The sequence below is a fragment of the Actinomycetospora succinea genome, from assembly GCF_004363095.1.
Lineage (GTDB): Bacteria > Actinomycetota > Actinomycetes > Mycobacteriales > Pseudonocardiaceae > Actinomycetospora > Actinomycetospora succinea.
This window is the reverse complement of record NZ_SNYO01000012.1, coordinates 54799-76522: the sequence shown is the minus strand read 5'-3', so window position 1 is coordinate 76522 and position 21724 is coordinate 54799. Positions and strand designations below refer to the sequence as shown.

Genomic DNA, 21724 nt, shown 5'->3' with positions numbered 1-21724 from the left:
CGTGACCGGCGTGAGCCACTCCTTCGTCCACGACGCGCTGCCCATGCGCGTGGTCTTCGGCCCCGGCCGTCTCGCCGAGCTGGGGCAGGAGGTGGAGCGCCTCGGGCTGCGGCGGGTGCTCGTGCTCGGGACGCCCGAGCAGGAGGCGACGCTGCGGGCGACCGCGGACGGGCTCGACGGGCGCGCCGCGGGCGTGTTCCCGGAGGCGCGCCAGCACGTGCCCGCGGCGATCGCCGCCGCGGCGGCCGACCGGGCCCGCGAGCTGGGCGCCGACGGGTGCGTCGCGGTCGGCGGCGGGTCGTCGGTCGGGCTGGGCAAGGCCGTCGCGCTGCGCCACGGGCTGCCCGTGGTGGCGGTGCCGACGACCTACGCCGGCTCGGAGATGACCCCGATCTGGGGGCTGACCGAGGACGGCGAGAAGCGCACGGGTCGCGACCGCGCGGTGCTGCCGCGCACCGTCGTCTACGACCCGGAGCTGACGCGCTCGCTGCCCGTCGGCCTGTCGGTGACGAGCGGGCTCAACGCCGTCGCGCACGCCGTCGAGGGGCTCTGGGCCCCGGACGGCACGCCGATCACCGCCGTGATGGCCGAGGAGGGTGCGCGGTCGCTGCTGGCCGCGCTGCCGGCGGTCGTCGAGCGCCCCGACGACCTCGACGCGCGCTCCGGGGCGCTGCAGGGCGCGTGGCTCTGCGGCGCGGTGCTCGGGGCCACGACGATGTCGCTGCACCACAAGCTCTGCCACGTCCTCGGCGGCTCGTTCGACCTGCCGCACGCCGAGACCCACGCGGTCGTGCTCCCGCACGTCGTCGCGCACAACGGGCCGTCGGCGCCGGCCGCGGTGGCGGCGCTGGGGCGGGCGCTCGGCGTCGACCCGGGCGCCGCGGCCGGGGCGCTCGCCGACCGGGCCCGCGAGCTCGGCGCGCCCACCTCGCTGGCGGCGATCGGGATGCCCCGTGACGGGCTGCCGCGTGTCGTCGAGGCCGTGCTCGCCCAGCCCTACGCGAACCCCGCGCCGGTCACGCGCGAGAGCCTGACCGCGCTGCTGGAGGCGGCGTACTGACCGGCGTCCCGAACGCCAGGTCGAGGTGGGCGTCGAGCGTCGCGAGCGCGTCGTCGGGCGCGAGGTGGCCGCCCAGGACGTGCACGGCGAGGCCCTCGACGAGCGCGAGCAGGCCGGTGGCCGCGACGTCGGGGTCGAGCGGGCCGGGATGCCCGGCGGCGCGGATGCGCTCGGCGACCGCGGCACGCATGCCGATCGTGTCCTGTCGCAGCCGGGCGGCGACGTCGGGGCGGGTCGCCGCGTAGGCGTGGTACGCGACGGCGACCCGGCCCTCGAGCTCGCGGTCGGCGTCGAGCGGCAGGAGCTGGACGAGCAGCGAGCGCACGAGGCGGCGCGGGTCCGGGTCGTCTTCCAACCTGGCCTGCACGCGCGCCGCGACGACGTCCAGCGCGAAGATCATCATCTCGTCCTTGGTGCGGAAGTAGTGCTGCACCATCCCCGCGGTCACCCCGGCCTCGGCGGCGACGTGGCGCAGGCTCACGTCCATCAGCCCGCGCTCGGCGGCCACGCGCAGCAGTGCGTCCGCGAGCAGCGTCCGGCGCTCGTGGGGGTCGACCAGCTTCGGCACGGGCCCACCCTGTCACATTGCACGTGCAACGCCACCTCCGTTACGTTGCACCTGCAACGTGAAGGAGGCTCCCGTGGAGACGACGCTGCCGCTCGAGCGACTCGACCCGACGACCCCGCCGGCGGCGTACCGGTGGCTGCAGGAGCACGAGCCGGTGGCGCGCGTCGCCGGCGCGGACGGGACGCCGGCGTGGCTCGTCACGTCCCACGAGCTGGTCGCGGCCGGGCTCGCGGACCCGCACCTCGGCCTCACCCCGCCCGGCGTCCCCGTCGACGAGCGCGCGTCGCTGTTCCAGGACGGACCGGCGCACACCCGCCTGCGCCGCCTCGTGGCGCGCGCGTTCACGCCGCGGCGGGTCGCGGAGCTCGCGCCGCGCATCGAGGAGCTCGCCGACGAGCACGTCACCGCGTTCGTGGCGGCGGCCGAGGACGGGCCGGCGGACCTCGTGGACCTGGTCGCCGCGCCGCTCGCGGTCGGGTCGCTCGGGCTGCTGCTCGGCGTCGCGCTGGAGGACCACCCGCACTTCCGGGTCCTCGTCGACGACGCCCTGCGCGCCGACCCCGGCGACCCCGCGCTGCTCGCCGAGGCCGAGCGGGCGTGGGGCGCGCTGATGGGGTTCACGTCGGAGCTGGTCGCGGCGGCCCGCGAGCGGCCGGGCGACGACCTGCTCTCGGCGCTCGTCGGGATCCGCGACGCCGACGACGGGCGCCTCGACGACGGCGAGCTGATCGCGCTGGTCACGGCCCTGCTCGCGGCCGGCGTGATCACGATCCGGGGCGGCCTGGCCGTCGCGGTGGTGCGGCTGCTGCAGGACGACCTGCTCCCCGGGCTGGCGGAGCGTCCGGACGTCCCGGACCTCGTCGACGAGCTCGTGCGGCGGACGGGCGTCGAGGTGTTCCCGCGGTGGGCGCAGTCCGACCTCGCCCTGGGGGACGTGACGATCGTGGCGGGGGAGAAGGTGCTGCTGCGCCTCGAGGCCGCCAACCACGACCCGGCGCGCTTCCCCGACCCCGAGGCGCTGTGCCCGGGGCGCCCGGGGCCGCACCTCGGCTTCGGGCGCGGGCCGCACCACTGCCTCGGCGCGGCGCTCGCCCGCGTCGAGCTCACCGCGGCGCTGACCGCGCTGTCCCGCCGGGCCCCGCACCTGCGCCTGGCCGTCCCGGTCGCCGAGATCCCGTGGCACCGCGGCGAGGTCGACTCCGGCCCGACGGTGCTCATGCTCCGCACGTGAGTGGAATGGGTCGCCAGGGCGACCCATTCCACTCACGTGGGCTCCGCCCCTCACACCAGCTCGGAGTCGCGCACCTTCTGCATCCCGCGGGCCATGCGGCGCTTGGCCGGCGGGATGCGGTCGATCACGCGCATGCCCGTGCGCTGCGCCATCACCGACAGCGGCCCGATCACCGGTCGGCGCGCGGTGCCGTTGTCGTTCATGAACTCCAGCGACTCGCGCACCGCGAGCGAGGAGTAGCGGCGCATGAGGTCCTCGTACTCGCCGACCGCCTCGACCAGCCCGAGCTCGCCGTCACGGACCCGGACGAGGCGGTCGCGCAGCTCGCGGGCGTCGCGCAGCGCGGTGTTGGCGCCGGCCCCGCGGCCCGGGGTCATGGTGTGGATCGCGTCGCCGACCATCGTCACCGTGCTCGGCGCCCACGCCGGGACGGGGTCGGCGGTGCGGATGCCCAGGGCCACCGTCGAGCCCGGGTCGGCCGTGGCGATCAGGTCGAGCCAGCGGGGGTCCCAGCCGGCGCTGAGCTCCCGGGCGAGCGCGAGGGCGTCGGCGCCGGTGCGCTCGAGGAGGTCGGCGGGCGCGATCGAGCGCGACGTCGTGATCGCCCAGGAGACGTAGTCGGTGGTGTTGTCGAAGCGCAGGCCGGGCCAGCGCTCGAGGAGCTCGCGGTCGTTGCCACCGACACTCCCGTCGGGGCCCCACGGCATCCGCACCATGTGCGTGATCCCGAACTGGCCGCGGCGGTCGAAGTACATGCCGAAGCCGTGGCGCACGGCCTCGGGCACGAGCTGCTCGGACCGCTCGGTGAGCAGCGTCTTGCCGCCGATCGCCACGAGCCCGGTCTCGGTGTGCGTGGCGTGCGGGAGGTGCTGGCGCCGCACCCGCGAGCCCGCGCCGTCCGCGCCGACGAGCAGGTCGCCGGTGTCGGAGCTGCCGTCGTCGAAGTGCGCGGTGACCCGCCCGTCGGCGTGCTGCTCGTAGTGCGTGAACCGGCGGTCGAACGTGATCACGTCCTCCATGCCCGTGAACAGCACCTGGCGCAGCGTCATGCGGCTGACGTTGTGCTCGCTGTCCTCGGGCCCGTCGCTGGTGTGCGAGAGGTCGGCGAAGTCGATGCTGATCAGCGTGCGGTACCGCTCGGTGAGCATCGCGAGCGTCGTGTACGGCGCCGCGGTGGTGGCCACGAACGTCGCGAACAGCTCCGGGTCGAGGCAGGCCTTGAGCGCGCGGGCGCCGTTGGGCGAGATGCCCACGCGGTAGCCGTGCAGCCCGCTCGTGCGGGTCCGGTCGCGCTCGTGGACGGCGACCTCGATCCCCGCGCGACGCAGACCGTGCGCGAGGCACATCCCGCCGGTGCCGGCGCCGATGATGATGACCTTCATGGTGCTTCCTCCCCGCCGCCGTCGACCCGGCGTGCGATGTCCAGGAGCTCGGCGCGGTCCCACTGCAGGGCGCCGGAGCGCAGGTCGTCGAGGAGGCCGGCGACGTAGGTGACGTCGGCCTCGAGGTGGGCGAGCGCGTACTCGTTGTCGAGGAGCACGACGCGCGGCAGCACGTCGCGGACGTGGTCGAGCTCGCGCCGCATCCGGTCGAGCTCGCTGCGCCGGTCGGACAGGCGCAGGGCCAGCGCGTCGGCGGCGACCTCGTGGTCGAGCAGCGGCAGGTAGGACAGCGCCGCGGTGAACTCCGCGAACTCGTGGCGCGGCGCGGTGAGCATGTCGAGGGTCCACGTGACGGCGAGCTCGCGGCCCGCCTCGGTGACCGCGTAGACGGTGCGCTCCGGGCGCGCGGACTCCCGCTCGGTGGCCTGCGCGACGAGCAGCTCGTCGCGCACGAGGCGGTCGATCGTCTTGTAGAGCTGCGAGCGCTGGCCGAGGTTGACGACCTGGTCCTTGCCGCGCTCCCGCAGGAGCCGCTGCATCCGGTACGGGTGCATGGGCTCCTCGGCGGCGAGGGCGAGGACGGCGAGGGCGAGTCCGGAGCGCTGTGTCATGGTGACGGCGACACTAGTGTCGTCGACACTAAAGGGCAAGGTGCATCCGGGGAGCGGCGAGCGCGACAATGGACGGCGTGACCGCCAGTGGGGAGCGCCCCGTCCTCGTCGTCGACTACGGCGCCCAGTACGCGCAGCTCATCGCCCGCCGGGTGCGCGAGGCGCAGGTCTACTCGGAGGTCGTGCCGCACACGACGCCGGTGGACGACATGCTCGCCAAGGATCCGGCGGCGATCGTGCTCTCGGGCGGGCCGGCGAGCGTGTACGCCGAGGGCGCGCCGAGCATCGACCCCGCCCTGTTCGACGCCGGGGTCCCGGTGTTCGGCATCTGCTACGGCTTCCAGCTCATGGCCGGCGCGCTGGGCGGGACGGTCGCGCACACCGGCGACCGCGAGTACGGGCGCACCGAGCTCTCGGTCGCGGGCGACGCGGGGCGGCTACACACGGAGCTGCCCGACGCGCACCCGGTGTGGATGAGCCACGGCGACGGCGTGACGAAGGCGCCCGAGGGCTTCACGGTCACCGCCTCCTCGCCCGGCGCGCCGGTGGCCGCGTTCGAGGACGTCGACCGGCGCTTCGCCGGCGTCCAGTACCACCCGGAGGTCGGGCACTCGCCGCACGGCCAGGAGGTGCTGCGCCGCTTCCTGCGCGACGTCGCGGGCGTCCCCGCCGACTGGAACACCGCCAACATCATCGACGAGACGGTCGCGGCGATCCGGACGCAGGTCGGCGACGGACGGGCGATCTGCGGGCTGTCGGGCGGCGTCGACTCCGCCGTCGCCGCGGCACTGGTCCAGCGCGCGATCGGCGACCGCCTGACCTGCGTCTTCGTCGACCACGGCCTGCTGCGCGAGGGCGAGCGGGCCCAGGTCGAGCGCGACTTCGTCGCCGCCACCGGGGTCGACCTCGTCACCGTCGACGCCGCCGAGACCTTCCTGCGCGAGCTCGACGGCGTCGTCGACCCGGAGGAGAAGCGCAAGATCATCGGGCGCGAGTTCATCCGGGCGTTCGAGGGGGCGGCGCGGGACGTCGCGCAGGGCAAGGGCGCGGACTTCCTCGTCCAGGGCACGCTCTACCCCGACGTCGTCGAGTCCGGCGGCGGGTCCGGCGCCGCGACGATCAAGTCGCACCACAACGTCGGCGGCCTGCCCGACGACCTGCAGTTCTCGCTGGTCGAGCCGCTGCGCGCGCTGTTCAAGGACGAGGTGCGCCGCGTCGGCGCGGAGCTCGGGCTGCCGGAGACGATCGTGCGCCGCCAGCCGTTCCCGGGGCCGGGGCTCGCGATCCGGATCATCGGCTCCGTCGATGCCGAACGGCTCGCCACGTTGCGACGTGCGGACGCAATCGCCCGCGAGGAGCTCACCTCGGCGCAGCTGGACGAGGTGATCTGGCAGTGCCCGGTGGTGCTGCTCGCCGACGTGCGGTCGGTGGGGGTGCAGGGCGACGGCCGGACCTACGGGCACCCGGTGGTGCTGCGCCCGGTCTCCAGCGAGGACGCGATGACCGCGGACTGGACGCGCCTGCCCTACGACGTGCTCGAACGCATCTCCACACGAATCACCAACGAGTGCGCCGAGATCAACAGGGTCGTGCTGGACGTGACGAGCAAGCCGCCGGGGACGATCGAGTGGGAGTAGGGGCGCTGCGCGCACGTGAGCACTTTCTGGTGCTATGGCACCGGAAAGTGCTCACGAGACCGGAGGTCACCTCCTGATGGCCGAGACGATCTTCAGCGAGATGTCCCGGCTGGCGGCCGAGAACGACGCGATCAACCTCGGTCAGGGGTTCCCGGACACGCCGGGTCCGCGCGAGGTCGTCGACGCCGCCGTCGCCGCGATGCACAAGGGCTGGAACCAGTACCCGCCCGCGGTCGGCATCCCGTCGCTGCGGCACGCGATCGCCGACCACCAGCGTCGCTGGTACGGGCTCGACGTCGCGGCCGACGGCGGGGTCGTCGTGTGCTCCGGCGCGTCCGAGGCGCTGTCCTCGGCGATGACCGGGCTGCTCTCGCCGGGCGACGAGGTGATCGCGCTCGAGCCGTACTATGACCTCTACGGCGCGACGGCCGCGCTGCTCGGCGCGACGCTGGTGCCCGTGCGGATCCACGCGCCGGACTACGCGCTGGATGCCGACGCGCTGCGGGCGGCGGTGACCGAGCGGACGAAGATGATCGTGCTCAACACCCCGCACAACCCGACCGGCGCCGTGCTCTCGCGCGCCGAGCTGCAGTCGATCGCCGACGTCGCCGTCGAGCACGACCTGGTCGTGCTGTCGGACGAGGTCTACGAGCACCTCGTGTTCGACGACAACGTGCACGTCCCCATCGCGACGCTGCCCGGCATGTTCGAGCGCACGATCACCGTGGGCTCGGGTGGCAAGACGTTCTCGGTCACCGGCTGGAAGATCGGCTGGGCGACGGGACCCGCGGACCTCGTGGCGAAGGTGCTGGGCGTCAAGCAGTGGTTCTCGTTCGCCGCCGGCACGCCGCTGCAGCACGGCATCGCGACGGGTCTCGAGCTCCCCGACGACCGTCTCGCGCACCTCGCCGACGACCTCGCCCGCAAGCGCGACCTGCTCACCGACGGCCTGCGCGAGCTGGGCCTCGAGGTCTTCCACTCCAAGGCGACCTACTTCGTCACCGCCGACGTGGCGCCGCTGGGCGTCACCGACTCCCTGGAGTTCTGCCGCTCGCTCCCCGAGCGCGTGGGTGTCGCCGCGGTGCCGAACCAGGTCTTCCACGCCTCCCCGGTGGGCGTGGAGACCCAGGTCCGCTTCGCCTGCTGCAAGCGCGACGAGATCCTCGCCGACGCGCTCCTGCGTCTGCGCAAGCTCTAAGTCCTCGTGTCAGCCTGGCGGCCACGCTCACGTTGGGTGTCAGGAAAGCCGCCACGATCATTGGTGTCGAGGGCTCGCTGGACCTCGGCGCGCAGGCGCCGGAGTCGCTCGATGACGGCGGCCAGCTCCGCGTCGAGGGTGTTCATGGGTGTCCTCCTGCCACGGTCCCGAGGGGTGCGGAGCCATTGCGCACCGTGCCGTCGGGGCATGGTCAAGAGATCGACCGAATCTCTCCATCATCGAGAGGTATGGTGGTGGAGTGAGTGACGTGGTGGTGGTCGGCGGTGGTCCGGGCGGGGTGCTCCTGACCTATCTGCTCGCGCGGGGCGGCGCGTCGGTGACGCTGCTGGAGTCGCGCCACGACTTCGCCCGCCGCTTCCGGGGCGACACGCTCGCGCCGGGTGTCCTCGAGTACCTCGACACGCTCGGGCTCGCGGGTCCGCTGCTCGACGAGGTGCCCCACACCCGGTCCGACGCCTTCCGCTGGCACACCGCCGAGCGCACCTGGACCCTCGTCGACTACCGCGGCGCCAGCAGCCGCTTCCCCTTCTACGCGCTGATCCCGCAGGCGGCGTTCCTGCCCTGGCTCGCCGACCGCGCGACAGCACACGGCGCCCGCGTGCTGATGGGCGCGCGCTTCTCGGGCCTGCGCCACGACGACGCCGGCCGCGTGAGCGGCGTCGACTACACCGTCGAGGCCGAGAAGCACCAGCTCGACGCCGCGCTCGTCGTCGGCGCCGACGGCCGGAACTCCAAGGTCCGCGCCGCGTCCGGCCTCGTCGCCACCGAGCTCGGCGCGAGCCTCGACATCCTCTGGCACGCGTTCCCACGCCGCGCCGACGACCCGTCGTACTCCGGTCTCGACCTCTTCGGCACCCCGACCGGCAGCGTCGCGCTGCTCGACCAGCGCGGCGACTGGCAGCTCGGCTGGACGATCCGCGCCGGCTCGCTCGCCCAGGTCAGGGCCCGCGGCATCGACGCGCTGCGCGACGCCGCGGTGGGGGCGCTGCCGTGGCTCGCGGGACGGCTCGACGACCTGCGCGACGTCGCCGACCTGACGCTGCTGCCCGTGCGGATCACGACCGTCGAACGCTGGACGCGCCCCGGGCTGGTGCTGCTGGGCGACGCGGCGCACGTCGTCTCGCCGGTGGGCGGCAACGGGATCAACCTGGCGCTCGCCGACGCCGCCGACCTCGCGAACCGGCTCGTCGGCCCCCTGCGCCGCACGCCGCCCGACCCGGCGCAGCTCGACGACGCCGCCGCCGGCCTCGAGGCCGCCCGCCGCCCGGGTGTCGAGCGCGAGCAGCGGGCGCAGGTCCGCACCGAACGCCTCGCGGCGGAGCGGATCGACGCGGGGGACGCCGGGCCGCCGACGGCGCTGCGGACGCTCGCCCGGGTCCCGGGGTTCCCGCGCTACGCGGGGCGGCGCAACCGCGTCGACGTGCCGGCGCCGGTGCCGGTCATCGCCGCCGGTGCGCCGTGATCGTGGGGGCTTTCCTGACGTTGAGTGAGAGCGTGGCCGCCACGCTGACTCACCTCGCCACGCCCTCGGTGGTCAGTTCGGTGTCCGGGACGTAGAGGCGCGGCGCCGCGAGGCCGCTGACCACGGTGATCAGCGCGATCCCGACCAGCAGCAGGCCCGGGGCCCACGATGCCCCGCCGGCCGCGGCGAGCACCGCCGTCGCGGCGAGGGGCACGAACCCGGACGCGATCCCGGCGAGGTTGGCGGCGAGCGCGATGCCGCTGTAGCGCACGCGCGCCGGGAAGAGCCGGGCGAGCAGGTCGCCCGAGACCGCGTACGGGATCGACAGCGCCGCGACGCCGAGGGTCACCCCGAAGATCACGGCGGCGGCGTTGCGGGTGTCGAGCAGCCAGAACATCGGCAGCGCGACCACGGCGGACGCGAGCCCGCCGACCACCGTCACCCGCGCGGACCCGAAGCGTTCCGCGAGCCGGCCGCCCAGGACGAGCACGCCGATCTCGACGACGGCGGCGACGAGCGTCGCGCCCAGGGCCAGCGGGCGCGGCAGGTCGAGGTCGCCGGTCGCGTAGCTGATGACGAACGTGGTGGCGAGGTAGAAGCCGCCGACCCCGAGGAACGCCGAGCCCGCGCCCACGAGCAGCGCCGGCCATGCGCGGGCGACGACGTCGCGGACCGGGGCGGACGCGCGCGCGTCCTCGGCGAGCAGGCGGTCGAACAGCGGCGACTCCTCGACCCGCCGGCGCAGCCACAGGGCCACGCCGAGCAGCGGGAACGCCGCGAGGAACGGCAGCCGCCAGCCCCACGTGTCGAAGTCCTCGGGCGGCAGCAGCGCGACCAGCAGGAACGCCCCGGACGACAGCAGGGTGCCCACCGGCGAGCCGATCTGCGGCATCGCCGCGTAGCGCCCGCGCTTGCCCGGCGGGGCGTGCTCGACGGCGAGGGTGATCGCGCCGCCCCACTCGCCGCCGACCGCGACGCCCTGCAGCAGCCGCAGCAGGGTGAGCAGCACCGGCGCCGCGACGCCGATGTCGGCGAACCCGGGCAGCAGGCCGATGATCCCGGTGACCGCGCCGATCATCACCACGGTGATCAGCAGGCAGGCGCGCCGCCCGATGCGGTCGCCGAGGTGGCCGAACACGATGCCGCCGAGCGGGCGGGCGGCGAACCCGACCGCGAACGACGCGAACGCGGCGAGGGTCGCGACGACGGGGTCGCCGGTGGTGAAGAACAGGCGGTTGAACACCAGGGACGCGGCGGTGCCGTAGAGGAAGAAGTCGTACCACTCGAGCGCGGTGCCGACGAACGCCCCGACGGCCACGCGGCGGGCGTCGGCCTCGGTCGGTTGCGGTGCAGTGTTCATGGTGTGTCTCCGTCGGGCGGCAGGCCCAGGACGCCCGCGCCGTGGGTGGCGCGCCCGTCCCGGAGGGTGGCGACGACCTCGATGTCGCCGAGGCGGTCGGGGTCGACGCGGAGGGGGTCGTCGCCGAGGACGACGAGGTCGGCGGCGAAGCCGGGGGACAGGTGCCCGCGGACGTCCTCGTCACCGGCGACCCAGGCGGCGTCGACGGTGTAGGAGCGCAGGGCGGTCTCGGCGTCGACGGCCTCCTCGGGGCCGAGCACCCGGCCCGCCGCCGTGCGCCGCTGCACCATCGACCGGATCCCGCGCAGGGGGTGACCGTCGGCGACGCACGGCCGGTCGGAGCTCGCGGGCACCCGCAGCCCGGCGCGCAGGAACGACGCGTGCCGGTAGAGCAGGTCGGCGCGGTCGTCGCCGACCGCCGCGGCCATCGAGTCCCCGATCTCGTGCAGGAACCGGGCCTGGGGGACCGGGGTGACGCCGAGGGCGGCCATGCGCGCGAGCGCGGCGTCGTCGACGACCCCGGCGTGCTCCAGGCGGTGCCGGGGCGGGCGGACGCCGGGCCACGGTCGCCGGCCCGCCTCCTCGAACGCGTCGAGCGCGACGTCCACCGCGCGGTCGCCGATGGCGTGCGCGGCGACCGACCACCCGCCGGCCACGGCCTCGACGAGGGCGCGGCGCAGGACGTCCGGGTCGTCGCCGAGGTAGCCCGCGTGGTCGCGATCCGCGTACGGCTCCCGCATCGCGGCCGTCCGCGAGCTCAGGGCGCCGTCGAAGAAGATCTTCATGGGTCCGATGCGCAGGTCGAGGTCACCGAGGCCCGGGCGCAGGCCGAGGTCGAGGCCCCGGCCCGGCCCGCCGTCGGTGTCGCGCAGGACCGAGGTCTCCGGCATGAGGTCGACGCGCACCGCGAGGTCGCCGCGCTCCCGGGCGAGCTGGTAGGCGGCGAGCTCGCGCGGGGAGCGGCCGATCCACCCGCCGGCGATGCCGGCCTCGGTGACGTGGGTGATGCCCTCGCGGGCGAACACCGCGGTGGCCGCAGCGATGGCGTCGGCCAGGTCCTCGACGGAGTACGGCCGCAGCAGGTCGCCGGCCAGCGCCTGCGCGGCCTCGAGGAGGACGCCGGTCGGCTCGCCGTCCTCGTCGCGCACCACGACGCCGCCGGCGGGGATCGCGGCACTGCCGTCGAGGACCCCCGCGCGCTCCAGGACCGAGGTCGACACGGCGCACACGTGCGCGGACCGGTGCTTGAGCCACACCGGGCGGCCGCCGCCGGCACGGTCGAGCGCGCGCCGGTCCGGCGAGCCACCGAGGGCGACGTCGTCGTAGCCGCTGCCGACCACGAACGCGTCGGGCGGCAGCTCGGCCGCCCGCGCCGCGACGGCGTCGTACACGGCGTCGAGATCGCGCAGCGCACCGAGCGCGATCTCGCCGAGCGACTGCCCGAACCAGGCGGTGTGCTGGTGCGCGTCGTCGAACCCGGGCACCACGGTGGCCCCGCCGGCGTCGACGACGTGGCGGGCGTGCACCCCGGCGGGCAGCTCGTCGTCGTCGAGCACGGCCAGGACGCGGCCGCCGTGCACGGCCAGCGCCCGTGCGCGCGGGTGCGCGTCGTCGAGGGTGTGGACGTCGGCGTCCCGGAGCAGCAGGTCGATGTGCACGTCTCACCCCAGGTGGTGCAGGCGGGTCAGGGGCAGCCGGTCGGCGTGATGCACCGGCACCTCGCGGCCGTCGACGCGCACCGGGGACGGCTCGCCGGGGATCTCGACGTCCGGCGTGGCGGTGTTGAACAGCATGTCCGCCGACCCGAGGCCGCGGCTCCCGGCGATGGGCGTGTAGCGCGGCCCCGTCGGGAGGGCGGCGCGGGCGGTGGCGTCGTCGAGGCAGGCGGCGGCGACGAACTGGTGCGCGAGGCGGGCCGGCGCGTCACCGCGCGCTCCGTGGAAGCCGCGCATCCGTCGGGGCTGGGTGAGCCGCGTCGACCCCGACCCCGAGCCGGCCGCACCCCACGCGACGAACCCGGACTTGATCACCAGCTCGGGCGCCGCGCCGAACCACGCGGGCGACCACAGCACGATGTCGGCGACCCGCCCGGTCCGCAGCGAGCCCACGTGGCCGGCGAGCCCGTGCGCCACGGCCGGGTTGTGGGTGAGCTTCGCCAGGTAGCGCAGCACCCGGGCGTTGTTCGCGACGTCCGGGCCGATCTCACCGGCGAGGTGGGCCTGCACGTGGGCGAGCTGCCAGGTGCGGCGCACGGTCTCGCCGATGCGGCCCATGCCGAGCGCGTCGGAGTTGACGATCGCGATGGCGCCGTCGTCGTGCAGCCGGTTCTCCGCGGCGATGGCGTGCTCGCGGATGCGGCTCGCGGCGATGCTGCGGTCGCTGGGCAGGTCGGGGTGCCCGCGGTGCACGGTCATCGTCATCGGCCCCAGCTCGCGCACGGTCGCCGCCGTGAGCGGGAGGGTGGGCGTGGTGGACGACGTCAGCACCGACGCGCGACCGACGATGCGCAGCAGGTCGGGATGCCCGCCGCCGCCCTCGACGTGGTACGCGTGCACCGTTCGCCCGCCGATCGCGTCGAGGGTGTCGTCGAGGTAGCCGGACTCGTTCAGGGTGTCGGTGTGCAGGGCGACGGGCAGGTCGGCCTGCTCGGCGACGCCCAGGCACGTGTCGATGGCGTCCGGGCCGGCGCCCCAGTCCTCGTGGACCTTGAACCCGCCCGCCCCGGCGAGCACCGCGCGCTCCAGCAGGTCCGCCGACCCGGACGACCCGCGGGCGAGGAACGCGGCGTTCACCGGCGCGCCGGTCCACGAGGCCATCAGCGTGTGCAGGTTGGGTGCGGGGTTGGCGCCGACGTCCCAGACCCCGCCGATGCCCATGCCGACCAGCGTCGTCACGCCGGTGGACAGGGCGACCGGGGCCAGGTCGGCGTTGGAGAGGTGCACGTGGGAGTCCACGGCGCCCGGCGTCGCGATCAGCCCCTCGCCCGGCACCATCGCGGTGTGGGCGTCGACGACGAGCTCGACGCCGTCCTGCACGTCGGGGTTGCCGGCGCGGCCCACCCCCACGATCCGCCCGTCCTTGACCCCGATCGACGTCTTCCGGATACCCAGCACGGGGTCGAGCAGCAGGACCCCGAGGACGACGAGGTCGAGCGCGCTGTCCCGGGGCGCCCGGTCGGTGACGAGCGCGCCGTGGCGGGCGGTCTTGCCGCAGCCGCCGAGCATCTCCTCGCCGGGCTCGGTGTCGTCGGCGTCGACCTCCACCCAGAGGTCGGTGTCGCCGAGGCGCACGCGGTCGCCGGTGGTCGGGCCGTAGAGCCGGGCGTACTCGGTGCGGTCCATCGTGGTCATCGGGACCCTCCCCGGAGGCCGACCGCGGTCGCGGTGCGCGTCGTCCCGACCTCCACGCGCAGGGCCGTGCCCGCGGCGATGTCGAGGCGCAGGTGCGCGGGGTCGGCGCCGTCGGCGACGTCGACCCGCAGCCGGCGGTTGAGCCGGTCGAGCGGGACGTGCGAGCTCACCCAGATCGCCTGGTCGCCGTCGTTGCGCAGGACGACGTCGTGCCGGTCCCGTCCGGGCGCGAGCTCGATCGTCCCCGCGGCCGGCCGCACGGTGCCCGGACCGTCGGGGACCGGTGGACCGAACGGGCGGTCCACGTGCACGAGCGTCGTGCCGTGGGGGAAGAGCGCCTCGACCTGCAGCGACGGGACGGCCGCGGTGACGCCGTCGACCAGCTGGTCGGGGCCCACGAGCTCGCGGGCGCGGCGCACCACGTCGTCGAGGTCGTGGCCGTCCCACGCCAGCTCGCAGATCTCGTCGCAGACGAGCGCGACGGCCTCGGCGGCGCCCAGCACGGAACCGCGCGCCAGTCGACGGCGCGCGAGCTCGGCCGCGCTGTGCAGCAGCACTCTCTCCTGCTCGCGCGGGGTGAGGTGCACGGGTCCTCCCGGTGCGGCGACGGTCTGACCAGCCTGCCCGCCGGGATGAGGTCGGCGTAAGGCGTGTTCGTCGCGTCCTTCTCGCTCTAGCTTGGGCAGATGCACAACTGGGAGGACCTCGTGGCGCAGGTCGGCGACGACGTCGACGCGCTGCGCGCCGCGTTCCTCCTACGGCTGCGGCTCGTCCCCGCCTACGCCCGCGGTCTCGTGCCCGCCGAGCGCCTCGAGACCGACGCCGACGACACGTTCGCCTACCTGCTCGGGCGCCTCGCCGGGCGTCCCGTGCCGGACCGGCTGGTCGCGGTGGGCCCGGCGATCGGCCGGGACCGGGCCCGGCGCGGTGTGCCGCTCGACGACCTGCTCACCGCGGTCCGCCAGGACTTCCAGGTGCTCTGGGAGGCCTTCCGCGCCCGTGCGGCCCCGGAGGAGGCGGCGCTGCTGGTGGAGCACGTCCAGACGGTGTGGTCGGTGGTCGAGGAGTACTCGACGCGCATCCGCGTCGCCTACGAGGAGGAACAGGCGATCCTGGCCCACGAGCGCCAGGGCGAGCGCACGGCGCTCGTCGCCGCCCTGCTCGCGGCCGACGACCCCGCGCCCGAGGACGTGACCCGCGCGGCGATCGCGCTGCAGATGGCCGAGGACGACGACGTGCTCGTCGTCGCGGCCGCCGGCGAGGACGGCGCGGCGCTGCGGCGGGCGGCGGACCGCTTCGGCGGCGACGGCCGCCCCGTCCACGTGCAGCCGACCGGCCGCCACAGCGTGCTGCTCGCCCGGTGGGCGGGGCCGGAGGGCGCGCCGGTGCGGGCGGCGCTCGACGGGGTGCGGTGCGGCGTGGGCCCGACGGCGCACGGGCTCGCCGACGTCCCGCGCAGCGCGCGGCTGGCCGCGGAGCTCGCCGACGTCACCGCGGGCGGGCCGGCCGAGCCGCGGACCCTCGCGTCGGTCTGGCTCCCCCTGGCCGCCGCCCGCCTCGGGGACGTGCGCGGGGACCTGGTGACCGCGGAGCTCGGGGGCCTCGGGGACGCGGCGCCCGCGGAGCGGGAGCGCCTCGTGGAGACCGTGCGGCGGTACGCCGTCGACGGGTCGGTGCGGGGGACCGCGGCGGCGCTGTTCTGCCACCGCAACACGGTGCTGAACCGCCTGCGGCGCGTCGCCGAGCTGACCGGACGCGACGTCACCGTGCCGGCCGACGCCGCGGTCCTGCTGCTGGCGCTCGCGAGTGATCGTGGGGGCTTTCCTGATACCTGACGTCAGCGTGGCCGCCAGGCTGGAACACCCCGGGCGACGTCCAGCTCGGCGTGTCGCGCGAGCGAGGATGTGGCGAGCCTGGCTTCACACGCCAGCGATGCCGCATCGCTCGCACCGGGACCGGCTACGCCAGGAGCGGGGCGAGTTCGGCGGCGTGGTCGCGCAGGAGGTCGATCAGTTCGGCGTTCGGGGCGGCGACGCGGTCGGCGGGGCCGGTGAGCGCGAGGCCCGCGACGAGGCGACCGTCGCCGGGCGCGCGGATGGCGACGGCGAGGCAGCCCAGGGCGGCGTGGAACTCCCCGCACTGGCGCGCGAACCCGCTCTCCCGCACCTCGGCGAGCACCGCGCGCAGCGTGTCGCGGTCGACGGTCGTGTGCGGGGTCAGGCGGGTCAGGGGGCCGTCGGGGAGGTCGTGCTCGGCGAGCAGGAGGCGCCCGAGACCGCTCGCGTGCGGGTGGCGGGAGAGCTCGTCGGCGTCGGTCGGGGGGTGGTCGGGGTCCGGGTCGAGGAACTGCATCCGGTGGCGGTCGAACGCGACGAGGTGCGCGCCCCACCGCACGCGCTCGCGCAGGCGGCGCATCACGGTGCGCGCGGCGGTCGGCGTCGCCAGGGGCAGCGGGGCGAGGTTCGCGGAGCGCCGCCCGAGGGCGAAGCCGCCGAGGTCGGGCAGGCGCACGAGGTACTCCTCGGCGACGAGCAGGTTGAGCAGTCGGTAGGTCGTCGCCGGCGGGATGCGCAGCGCCGCCGAGATCTCCTTCGCGGTGATCCCGACCCCGGCGGCCGCCACCTCCTCGAGGATCAGCAGCGCGCTGCGCACCGCCTGGGGCTGGCGCCCGCTGATCGGCGAGGTCACCGCTGGCCAGCGGCGAGGACGTCGGCGGTCGTGGTCTCGTCGTAGACGCCCATGGCCCGCAGGGCGGCGCCGCGGCGCCGGCGCAGCACGAACCACCCGCCGAGCCCGAGGGCGGCGAGGGCGGCGACGGTGATCAGCAGCCCGGTCCCGGCGTTCACCAGGACCACGACGAGGATCGCGACGAGCGCCGCCGACGCCAGGACCGAGGCCACCACGATCCCGCGGGTCAGCTCGCCGATCCGGGCGAGGAAGCGGGGCGCGGCGACGCAGACCAGCAGGTAGGCGGCGAGGAAGCCCAGGGTCGCCACCGACACCAGCGCGCCGAACACCGTCGCGGGCGGCACCCCGGCGAGCGTGCCCACGACGACCACCGCGGCGATCACCGGCACCGTCACCGTGACGGCCACCGCCGGCGTGAGGTGGCGACGGTGGGTGCGCCCGAGCACCGCGGGCGCCACGCCTTCGCGGGCCAGGGAGAACAGCACGCGGACCAGCGTGTTCAGCGCCGCCAGCGCGCAGGCGCCGAACGACGCGACGATGCCGAGGTCCATGAGCACCGAGGCCCACCCGATGTCGCCGCCGGACACGCCGGTCGGCGGGCTCGTCGCCCCCTCGGTGGCCCCGGGCGCGGCGAGGACCACCACGGTCGCGACGAGGTAGAGCACCGCGGCGACGGTGGCGGTCGCGATGATCGCCCGAGGCACCGACGCGTAGGGCCGCCGGGCCTCCACGCCCAGCGACGCGGCGCTGTCGAACCCGATGAACGCGGCCAGCGCGGGGAGCACGCCGACCGCCACCCCGCCGAGACCGCCCCCGACGCCGAGCGGCGGCGGGGCGCCCGGCGTCGTCGTGAGGGCGAGCGCGACGAGCACCAGCAGGATGAGCCCGATCGACACGGCCTCGATCACCAGCATCACCCGCCCGGCGAGGCGGACGCCGCGGATCGCGCAGACCGCGACCGTCACCGCGAGGAGGACGACGAGGGCGACCCCGGCGCCGACGGCGACCGCCCCGGACCCCGACGCCAGGCGCGCCACCAGGGCCCCGCCGTACCAGGAGGCCCCGGCGAGGGCGACGGCCACGAGCACCCCGTAGCCCACGATCATCGCCACCGCGCAGGCGTACGCGCCGCCGGGACCGAGGCCCTTGGCGGTGAAGCTGTACAGGCCGCCGGCGGCCGCCATCCGCCGCGCGAACGCCGTGATGCACGCGGCGACGAGGCCGACGACCACCGCCGCGATCGCGAACGACCAGAGCGCCCCGCGGCCCGCGACGGCGATGACGAGCAGCGGCGTCGAGGCCATCGCGCCGGCCGGGGCGGTGGTCGCCACGGACTGCGCGAACACCCCGAGCGGGCGCAGCGCACGGCGGTCCAGCCCCGCCACGGGGGAGCGCGAGCGCAGCCCCGGGATCCGTGTCACGCCGACACCGTAGAGCCCGGAGGCCGCCGAGCGAAGGACCGAGAAATGCCGAACGAGAATCGGACACCGTGTTTTCTCGTTCGACCGCCGGAACGGTCGTCCCGTTCTCCGTTCGGAGAATTCCCCGGGTCGGTGCCGCGGCGGACTGAGAGTCCGGATCTCATTCTGCCCCGCCCAGCTCAACGAGGGGTTGACCGGGGCGGAACGGCTCCGCAAACGTGACCCGCGACATTCTTCGAGTCCCCCTCCGTTCCTTTCCGGGAGTCGCCATGGCTGCACCCGCCGAATCCACCGCGCCGGCATCGCGTCTCACCGGCACCCTCGGCGTGGGTTCGATCGTCTTCATGGTCATCGCCGCCGCAGCGCCGCTGACCGTCATCGCCGGCACCATCCCGCTGGGCGTCGGCGCCGGGAACGGCGCCGCGTTCCCGATGACCTTCGTGCTGTGCGCCGTCGTGCTCCTGCTGTTCGCGGTGGGGTTCTGCGCGATGAGCCCGCACGTCCCCGACGCCGGCGCCTTCTTCACCTACATCCGCCACGGCCTGGGCCGTCCCTTCGGGCTCGGCGCCGCGTTCCTGGCCCTCGCCACGTACACCGCGGTGCAGGCCGCGGTCTACGGCTACATCGGCGCGGCGATCGACGAGCTCGTCGCGAGCCTCGGCGGCCCGAGCGTGCCATGGTGGGTGTGGACGCTCGCGGTGGTCGCGATCGTCGGCGTCCTCGGCTACCGCCACATCGAGCTCTCGAGCCGCGTGCTCGGCGTGCTGCTGCTCGCCGAGATCGCGATCGTGCTGGTCCTCGACGTCGTCGTCTTCGCCAGCGGCGGTGGCCCGGAGGGTCTCTCGACGGCCCTGTTCGACCCCGTGCAGGTGGCCTCCGGCGAGGTCGGCATCGCGATCATGTTCGCGATCGCGAGCTTCATCGGCTTCGAGGCCACCGCGGTGTTCCGCGACGAGGCCCGCGACCCGCAGCGCACGATCCCGCGGGCCACCTACCTCGCGCTCGTCATCGTCGGCGTCTTCTACGCGATCTCGACCTGGGCGATCGTCTCCGCCTGGGGCGACGAGGCCGCCGTCGCCGAGTCCGGCGCGAACCCCGCCACGTTCCTGCTCACGACGTTCGAGAACTGGCTCGGCCCGGCCGGCGGGCTCATCGTCACGATCCTGCTGGTCACGAGCCTGTTCGCCGCGATCCTGGCGTTCCACAACGTGGCCGCGCGCTACTGGTACGCCCTCGGCGGCCACGGCGCCTTCCCGAGCGCCGTGGGCCGCACCCACGCCCGCCACGGCTCGCCGCACGTCGCGTCGCTGACGCAGACGATCCTCGCGGCGGCGCTCGTGATCGTGTTCGCCGTCGCCGGGCTCGACCCGGTCGCCCAGGTCTTCGCCTGGATGGCCGGCACCGCGACGCTCGGCATCCTCCTGCTGATGGTGCTGACCTGCATCGCCGTGCTCGCCTTCTTCGCCCGCAGCCGCGTCGACCGGCGCGTGTGGCACACCCGGATCGCGCCGGCGCTGGGCCTCGTCGGCCTGCTCGTCTGCCTCGCGCTGACGATCCGGAACTTCCCGACGCTCATCGGCGGCTCCACCGGGCTCGCCCTCGGGATCGGCGCCGTGCTCGTCGTCGTGTTCCTCGCGGGCGTCGTCGTCGCGGTCACGCGGAAGCCGGCGGAGCCCGCACTGTCCGGCGACCCCGCGGCGCCCGGCGGTGTCCCCGGGGACACGCCGCGCGAGAACGTCTAGCCAGCGACCCGTCCCGACACCGCCCACGACAGGAGGTCCGCCCGCATGACCGCCACTGCCCCCGCGCACGTCGACACCGGCGCCGCCACCCACCCGCTCGACCTGGCCACCACCGAGGAGTTCCGCGCCGTCCGCGAGGTCCTCGACGGCGCCGGGCTGCTCGGCGACGCCGTCCGCTACTGCTTCGCCGGCCTCGAGGAGCCCGCCAAGGCCGAGGTCCTCGCCCACGCCGACGGCGACCGCGTCGACCGGCGCTTCCGCGTCCTGCTGCTCGACATGAGCGGCGGGCCCTCGCGCGACGTCGTCGTCTCCGCCTCCCGCCGCGAGATCGACTCGGCGGTCGAGCTCGACCCGGCCACCAGCGGCCAGCTCCCGATCATCGACTCCGAGTTCGAGATCATGGAGGAGATCGTCAACGGCTCGCAGGAGTGGTGCGACGCGCTGCGCCGCCGCGGCATCGACCCGGCCACGGTGCGGGCCGTGCCGCTCTCGGCCGGCGCCTACTACCCCGAGGAGACCGGGCACCGCATGGCGCGGGTGCTCGGGTTCCGCCAGGACCACGAGAAGGACTCGCCCTGGGCCCACCCGGTGGACGGTGTCGTCGCCTACGTCGACCTGACCCGCCGCGAGGTCACCCGCGTGATCGACCACGCGCCGCTGCCGGTGCCCGACGAGCCCGGCAACTTCGACGACCCCGAGCAGGTCGGGCCGCAGCGCACGACGCTGAAGCCCATCGAGATCACCCAGCCCGAGGGCGTCAGCTTCACCCTCGAGGGCAACCGGCTGCGCTGGGAGGGCTGGGACCTGCGCGTCGGGTTCAACGAGCGCGAGGGCCTGACCCTGCACCAGATCGGCATCCACGGCCGCCCGGTGGTCTACCGGGCATCGATCGCCGAGATGGTGGTGCCCTACGCCGACCCGTCGCCGGTCCGGTTCTGGCAGAACTACTTCGACGCCGGCGAGTACATGTTCGCCCGGTACGCCAACTCGCTCGAGCTCGGCTGCGACTGCCTCGGCGAGATCACCTACATGGACGTCGTGGTGGCCGACGACGACGGCTCGCCGCGCACGATCACCAACGCGATCTGCCTGCACGAGGAGGACTACGGCGTCCTCTGGAAGCACTTCGACCTGTTCACGAACGCGCAGGAGACCCGCCGTCAGCGCCGCATGGTGATCTCGTTCTTCACCACGATCGGCAACTACGACTACGGGTTCTACTGGTACCTGTACCTCGACGGCACGATCGCGTGCGAGTCGAAGCTGACCGGCATCCCGTTCACCTCGGCCTATCCCTCCGAGGGGCACCCGTACGCCACGCAGGTGGCCCCGGGGCTCGGGCTGCCGTACCACCAGCACCTGTTCTCGGCGCGCCTCGACATGGCCGTCGACGGCACGCGCAACGCCGTCGAGGAGTGCGAGGCCGTCGCGCTGCCGATGGGGGAGGGCAACCCCTGGGGCAACGCCTTCACCGAGTCCCGCACGCGGCTCACCAGCGAGGCCGACGCCCAGCGCGTCGCCGACCCGGGCCGGGGGCGCACGTGGCAGGTGGTCAACCCGGGGTCGACCAACCGCCACGGCCGCCCCGTCGGGTACGCGCTGCAGGCCGAGGGGAGCCCGACGCTGCTCGCCGACCCGAGCTCCGTCGTCGCCGGCCGCGCCGCCTTCGCGACCCGGCACCTCTGGGTCACCGCGTACGACAGCGACGAGCGCTATCCCGCCGGTGACTTCGTCAACCAGCACGCGGGCGGCGCCGGCCTGCCGGAGTGGACCGCGGCCGACCGGTCCCTCGACGAGGACGGACAGGGCGCCGACGTCGTCCTGTGGCACACCTTCGGGCTGACCCACGTGCCGCGCCCGGAGGACTGGCCGATCATGCCCGTCGACTACGCGGGCTTCCGCCTGATGCCCGTCGGGTTCTTCGACCGCAACCCCACGCTGGACGTGCCGCCGTCGTCGAACGGGCACTGCCACAGCTGACCCGAGACGCACT

At 75.0% G+C, this 21724-nt stretch carries 18 protein-coding genes; 8 read left to right on the top strand and 10 right to left on the bottom strand.

What is annotated here, in order from left to right:
- The first annotated feature begins 10 nt into the window (after positions 1-10).
- On the top strand, positions 11-1060 hold the full coding sequence (locus tag EV188_RS27645; protein WP_243742040.1) for a maleylacetate reductase: 1050 nt from the start codon (positions 11-13) through the stop codon (positions 1058-1060).
- On the opposite strand, the gene EV188_RS27640 is transcribed toward EV188_RS27645, so the two are convergent.
- On the bottom strand, positions 1017-1628 hold the full coding sequence (locus tag EV188_RS27640) for a TetR/AcrR family transcriptional regulator (RefSeq protein ID WP_133829557.1): 612 nt from the start codon (positions 1626-1628) through the stop codon (positions 1017-1019). The two genes, EV188_RS27645 and EV188_RS27640, sit on opposite strands and share 44 nt — an antisense overlap.
- Before the next feature lie 73 nt (positions 1629-1701).
- Between EV188_RS27640 and EV188_RS27635 the strand changes: the two genes are divergently transcribed.
- Positions 1702-2859 (top strand): cytochrome P450, encoded by a 1158-nt coding sequence (locus EV188_RS27635; RefSeq protein ID WP_133829556.1) that lies wholly within the window; start codon positions 1702-1704, stop codon positions 2857-2859.
- Positions 2860-2909: 50 nt separating this feature from the next.
- Here the strand turns inward: EV188_RS27635 and EV188_RS27630 are convergent, their stop codons facing one another.
- Together EV188_RS27630 and EV188_RS27625 are read right to left on the bottom strand one after the other, a co-directional pair.
- Positions 2910-4241 (bottom strand): FAD-dependent oxidoreductase, encoded by a 1332-nt coding sequence (locus EV188_RS27630; protein ID WP_133829555.1) that lies wholly within the window; start codon positions 4239-4241, stop codon positions 2910-2912.
- Positions 4238-4852, bottom strand: coding sequence for a PadR family transcriptional regulator (locus EV188_RS27625; RefSeq protein ID WP_133829554.1), 615 nt, complete (start codon positions 4850-4852; stop codon positions 4238-4240). Before EV188_RS27625 ends, EV188_RS27630 begins: the two co-directional genes overlap by 4 nt.
- A gap of 77 nt (positions 4853-4929) precedes the next feature.
- Here EV188_RS27625 and guaA point away from each other — a divergent pair, with 77 nt between their 5' ends.
- Positions 4930-6489, top strand: coding sequence for a glutamine-hydrolyzing GMP synthase (guaA, locus tag EV188_RS27620; RefSeq protein WP_243742039.1), 1560 nt, complete (start codon positions 4930-4932; stop codon positions 6487-6489).
- 76 nt (positions 6490-6565) lie between these two features.
- A complete protein-coding gene (locus EV188_RS27615) occupies positions 6566-7687 on the top strand; it encodes an aminotransferase class I/II-fold pyridoxal phosphate-dependent enzyme (protein ID WP_133829552.1) in 1122 nt (373 codons plus the stop codon).
- On the opposite strand, the gene EV188_RS32020 is transcribed toward EV188_RS27615, so the two are convergent.
- The gene (locus tag EV188_RS32020) at positions 7684-7833 is read right to left on the bottom strand and encodes a hypothetical protein (protein WP_166660125.1); all 150 of its coding nucleotides are present in this window, start codon (positions 7831-7833) and stop codon (positions 7684-7686) included. The two genes, EV188_RS27615 and EV188_RS32020, sit on opposite strands and share 4 nt — an antisense overlap.
- 113 nt (positions 7834-7946) lie before the next feature.
- Here EV188_RS32020 and EV188_RS27610 point away from each other — a divergent pair, with 113 nt between their 5' ends.
- On the top strand, positions 7947-9170 hold the full coding sequence (locus EV188_RS27610) for an FAD-dependent monooxygenase (protein ID WP_166660124.1): 1224 nt from the start codon (positions 7947-7949) through the stop codon (positions 9168-9170).
- A 49-nt stretch (positions 9171-9219) separates the two neighbouring features.
- Here the strand turns inward: EV188_RS27610 and EV188_RS27605 are convergent, their stop codons facing one another.
- The 4 genes from EV188_RS27605 to ureA are packed head-to-tail and all read right to left on the bottom strand — an operon-like array spanning position 9220 to position 14467.
- The gene (locus tag EV188_RS27605; RefSeq protein ID WP_133829550.1) at positions 9220-10530 is read right to left on the bottom strand and encodes an MFS transporter; all 1311 of its coding nucleotides are present in this window, start codon (positions 10528-10530) and stop codon (positions 9220-9222) included.
- On the bottom strand, positions 10527-12188 hold the full coding sequence (locus EV188_RS27600; RefSeq protein WP_243742038.1) for an amidohydrolase: 1662 nt from the start codon (positions 12186-12188) through the stop codon (positions 10527-10529). The genes EV188_RS27605 and EV188_RS27600 overlap by 4 nt, the downstream gene beginning before the upstream one ends.
- A 3-nt stretch (positions 12189-12191) precedes the next feature.
- Positions 12192-13880 (bottom strand): urease subunit alpha, encoded by a 1689-nt coding sequence (locus EV188_RS27595; RefSeq protein WP_133829549.1) that lies wholly within the window; start codon positions 13878-13880, stop codon positions 12192-12194.
- Positions 13877-14467, bottom strand: coding sequence for an urease subunit gamma (ureA, locus tag EV188_RS27590; RefSeq protein ID WP_133829548.1), 591 nt, complete (start codon positions 14465-14467; stop codon positions 13877-13879). Before ureA ends, EV188_RS27595 begins: the two co-directional genes overlap by 4 nt.
- A gap of 99 nt (positions 14468-14566) precedes the next feature.
- On the opposite strand from ureA, the gene EV188_RS27585 reads away from it, so the two are divergent.
- Complete coding sequence (locus tag EV188_RS27585; protein WP_133829547.1) at positions 14567-15715, top strand: PucR family transcriptional regulator; 1149 nt, start codon at positions 14567-14569, stop codon at positions 15713-15715.
- A 124-nt stretch (positions 15716-15839) separates the two neighbouring features.
- Here EV188_RS27585 and EV188_RS27580 read toward each other — a convergent pair whose 3' ends face one another.
- Both EV188_RS27580 and EV188_RS27575 read right to left on the bottom strand, forming a co-directional pair.
- Positions 15840-16568, bottom strand: coding sequence for an IclR family transcriptional regulator (locus EV188_RS27580; protein WP_133829546.1), 729 nt, complete (start codon positions 16566-16568; stop codon positions 15840-15842).
- Complete coding sequence (locus EV188_RS27575; RefSeq protein ID WP_243742037.1) at positions 16565-17989, bottom strand: APC family permease; 1425 nt, start codon at positions 17987-17989, stop codon at positions 16565-16567. The genes EV188_RS27580 and EV188_RS27575 overlap by 4 nt, the downstream gene beginning before the upstream one ends.
- A 269-nt stretch (positions 17990-18258) precedes the next feature.
- Here EV188_RS27575 and EV188_RS27570 point away from each other — a divergent pair, with 269 nt between their 5' ends.
- Entirely contained in the window at positions 18259-19731 is a 1473-nt protein-coding gene (locus EV188_RS27570) for an APC family permease (RefSeq protein WP_133829544.1), read from the top strand.
- 45 nt (positions 19732-19776) lie between these two features.
- A complete protein-coding gene (locus EV188_RS27565) occupies positions 19777-21711 on the top strand; it encodes a primary-amine oxidase (protein WP_133829543.1) in 1935 nt (644 codons plus the stop codon).
- Positions 21712-21724 lie beyond the last annotated feature (13 nt).

Coding starts and splice junctions, on each gene's coding strand:
- EV188_RS27570 (WP_133829544.1), top strand. CDS start 18,259: ATGGCTGCACCCGCCGAATCCACCGCGCCGGCATCGCGTCTCACCGGC.
- EV188_RS27615 (WP_133829552.1), top strand. CDS start 6,566: ATGGCCGAGACGATCTTCAGCGAGATGTCCCGGCTGGCGGCCGAGAAC.
- EV188_RS27625 (WP_133829554.1), bottom strand. CDS start 4,852: ATGACACAGCGCTCCGGACTCGCCCTCGCCGTCCTCGCCCTCGCCGCC.
- EV188_RS27605 (WP_133829550.1), bottom strand. CDS start 10,530: ATGAACACTGCACCGCAACCGACCGAGGCCGACGCCCGCCGCGTGGCC.
- EV188_RS27595 (WP_133829549.1), bottom strand. CDS start 13,880: ATGACCACGATGGACCGCACCGAGTACGCCCGGCTCTACGGCCCGACC.
- EV188_RS32020 (WP_166660125.1), bottom strand. CDS start 7,833: ATGAACACCCTCGACGCGGAGCTGGCCGCCGTCATCGAGCGACTCCGG.
- EV188_RS27565 (WP_133829543.1), top strand. CDS start 19,777: ATGACCGCCACTGCCCCCGCGCACGTCGACACCGGCGCCGCCACCCAC.
- EV188_RS27630 (WP_133829555.1), bottom strand. CDS start 4,241: ATGAAGGTCATCATCATCGGCGCCGGCACCGGCGGGATGTGCCTCGCG.
- EV188_RS27585 (WP_133829547.1), top strand. CDS start 14,567: ATGCACAACTGGGAGGACCTCGTGGCGCAGGTCGGCGACGACGTCGAC.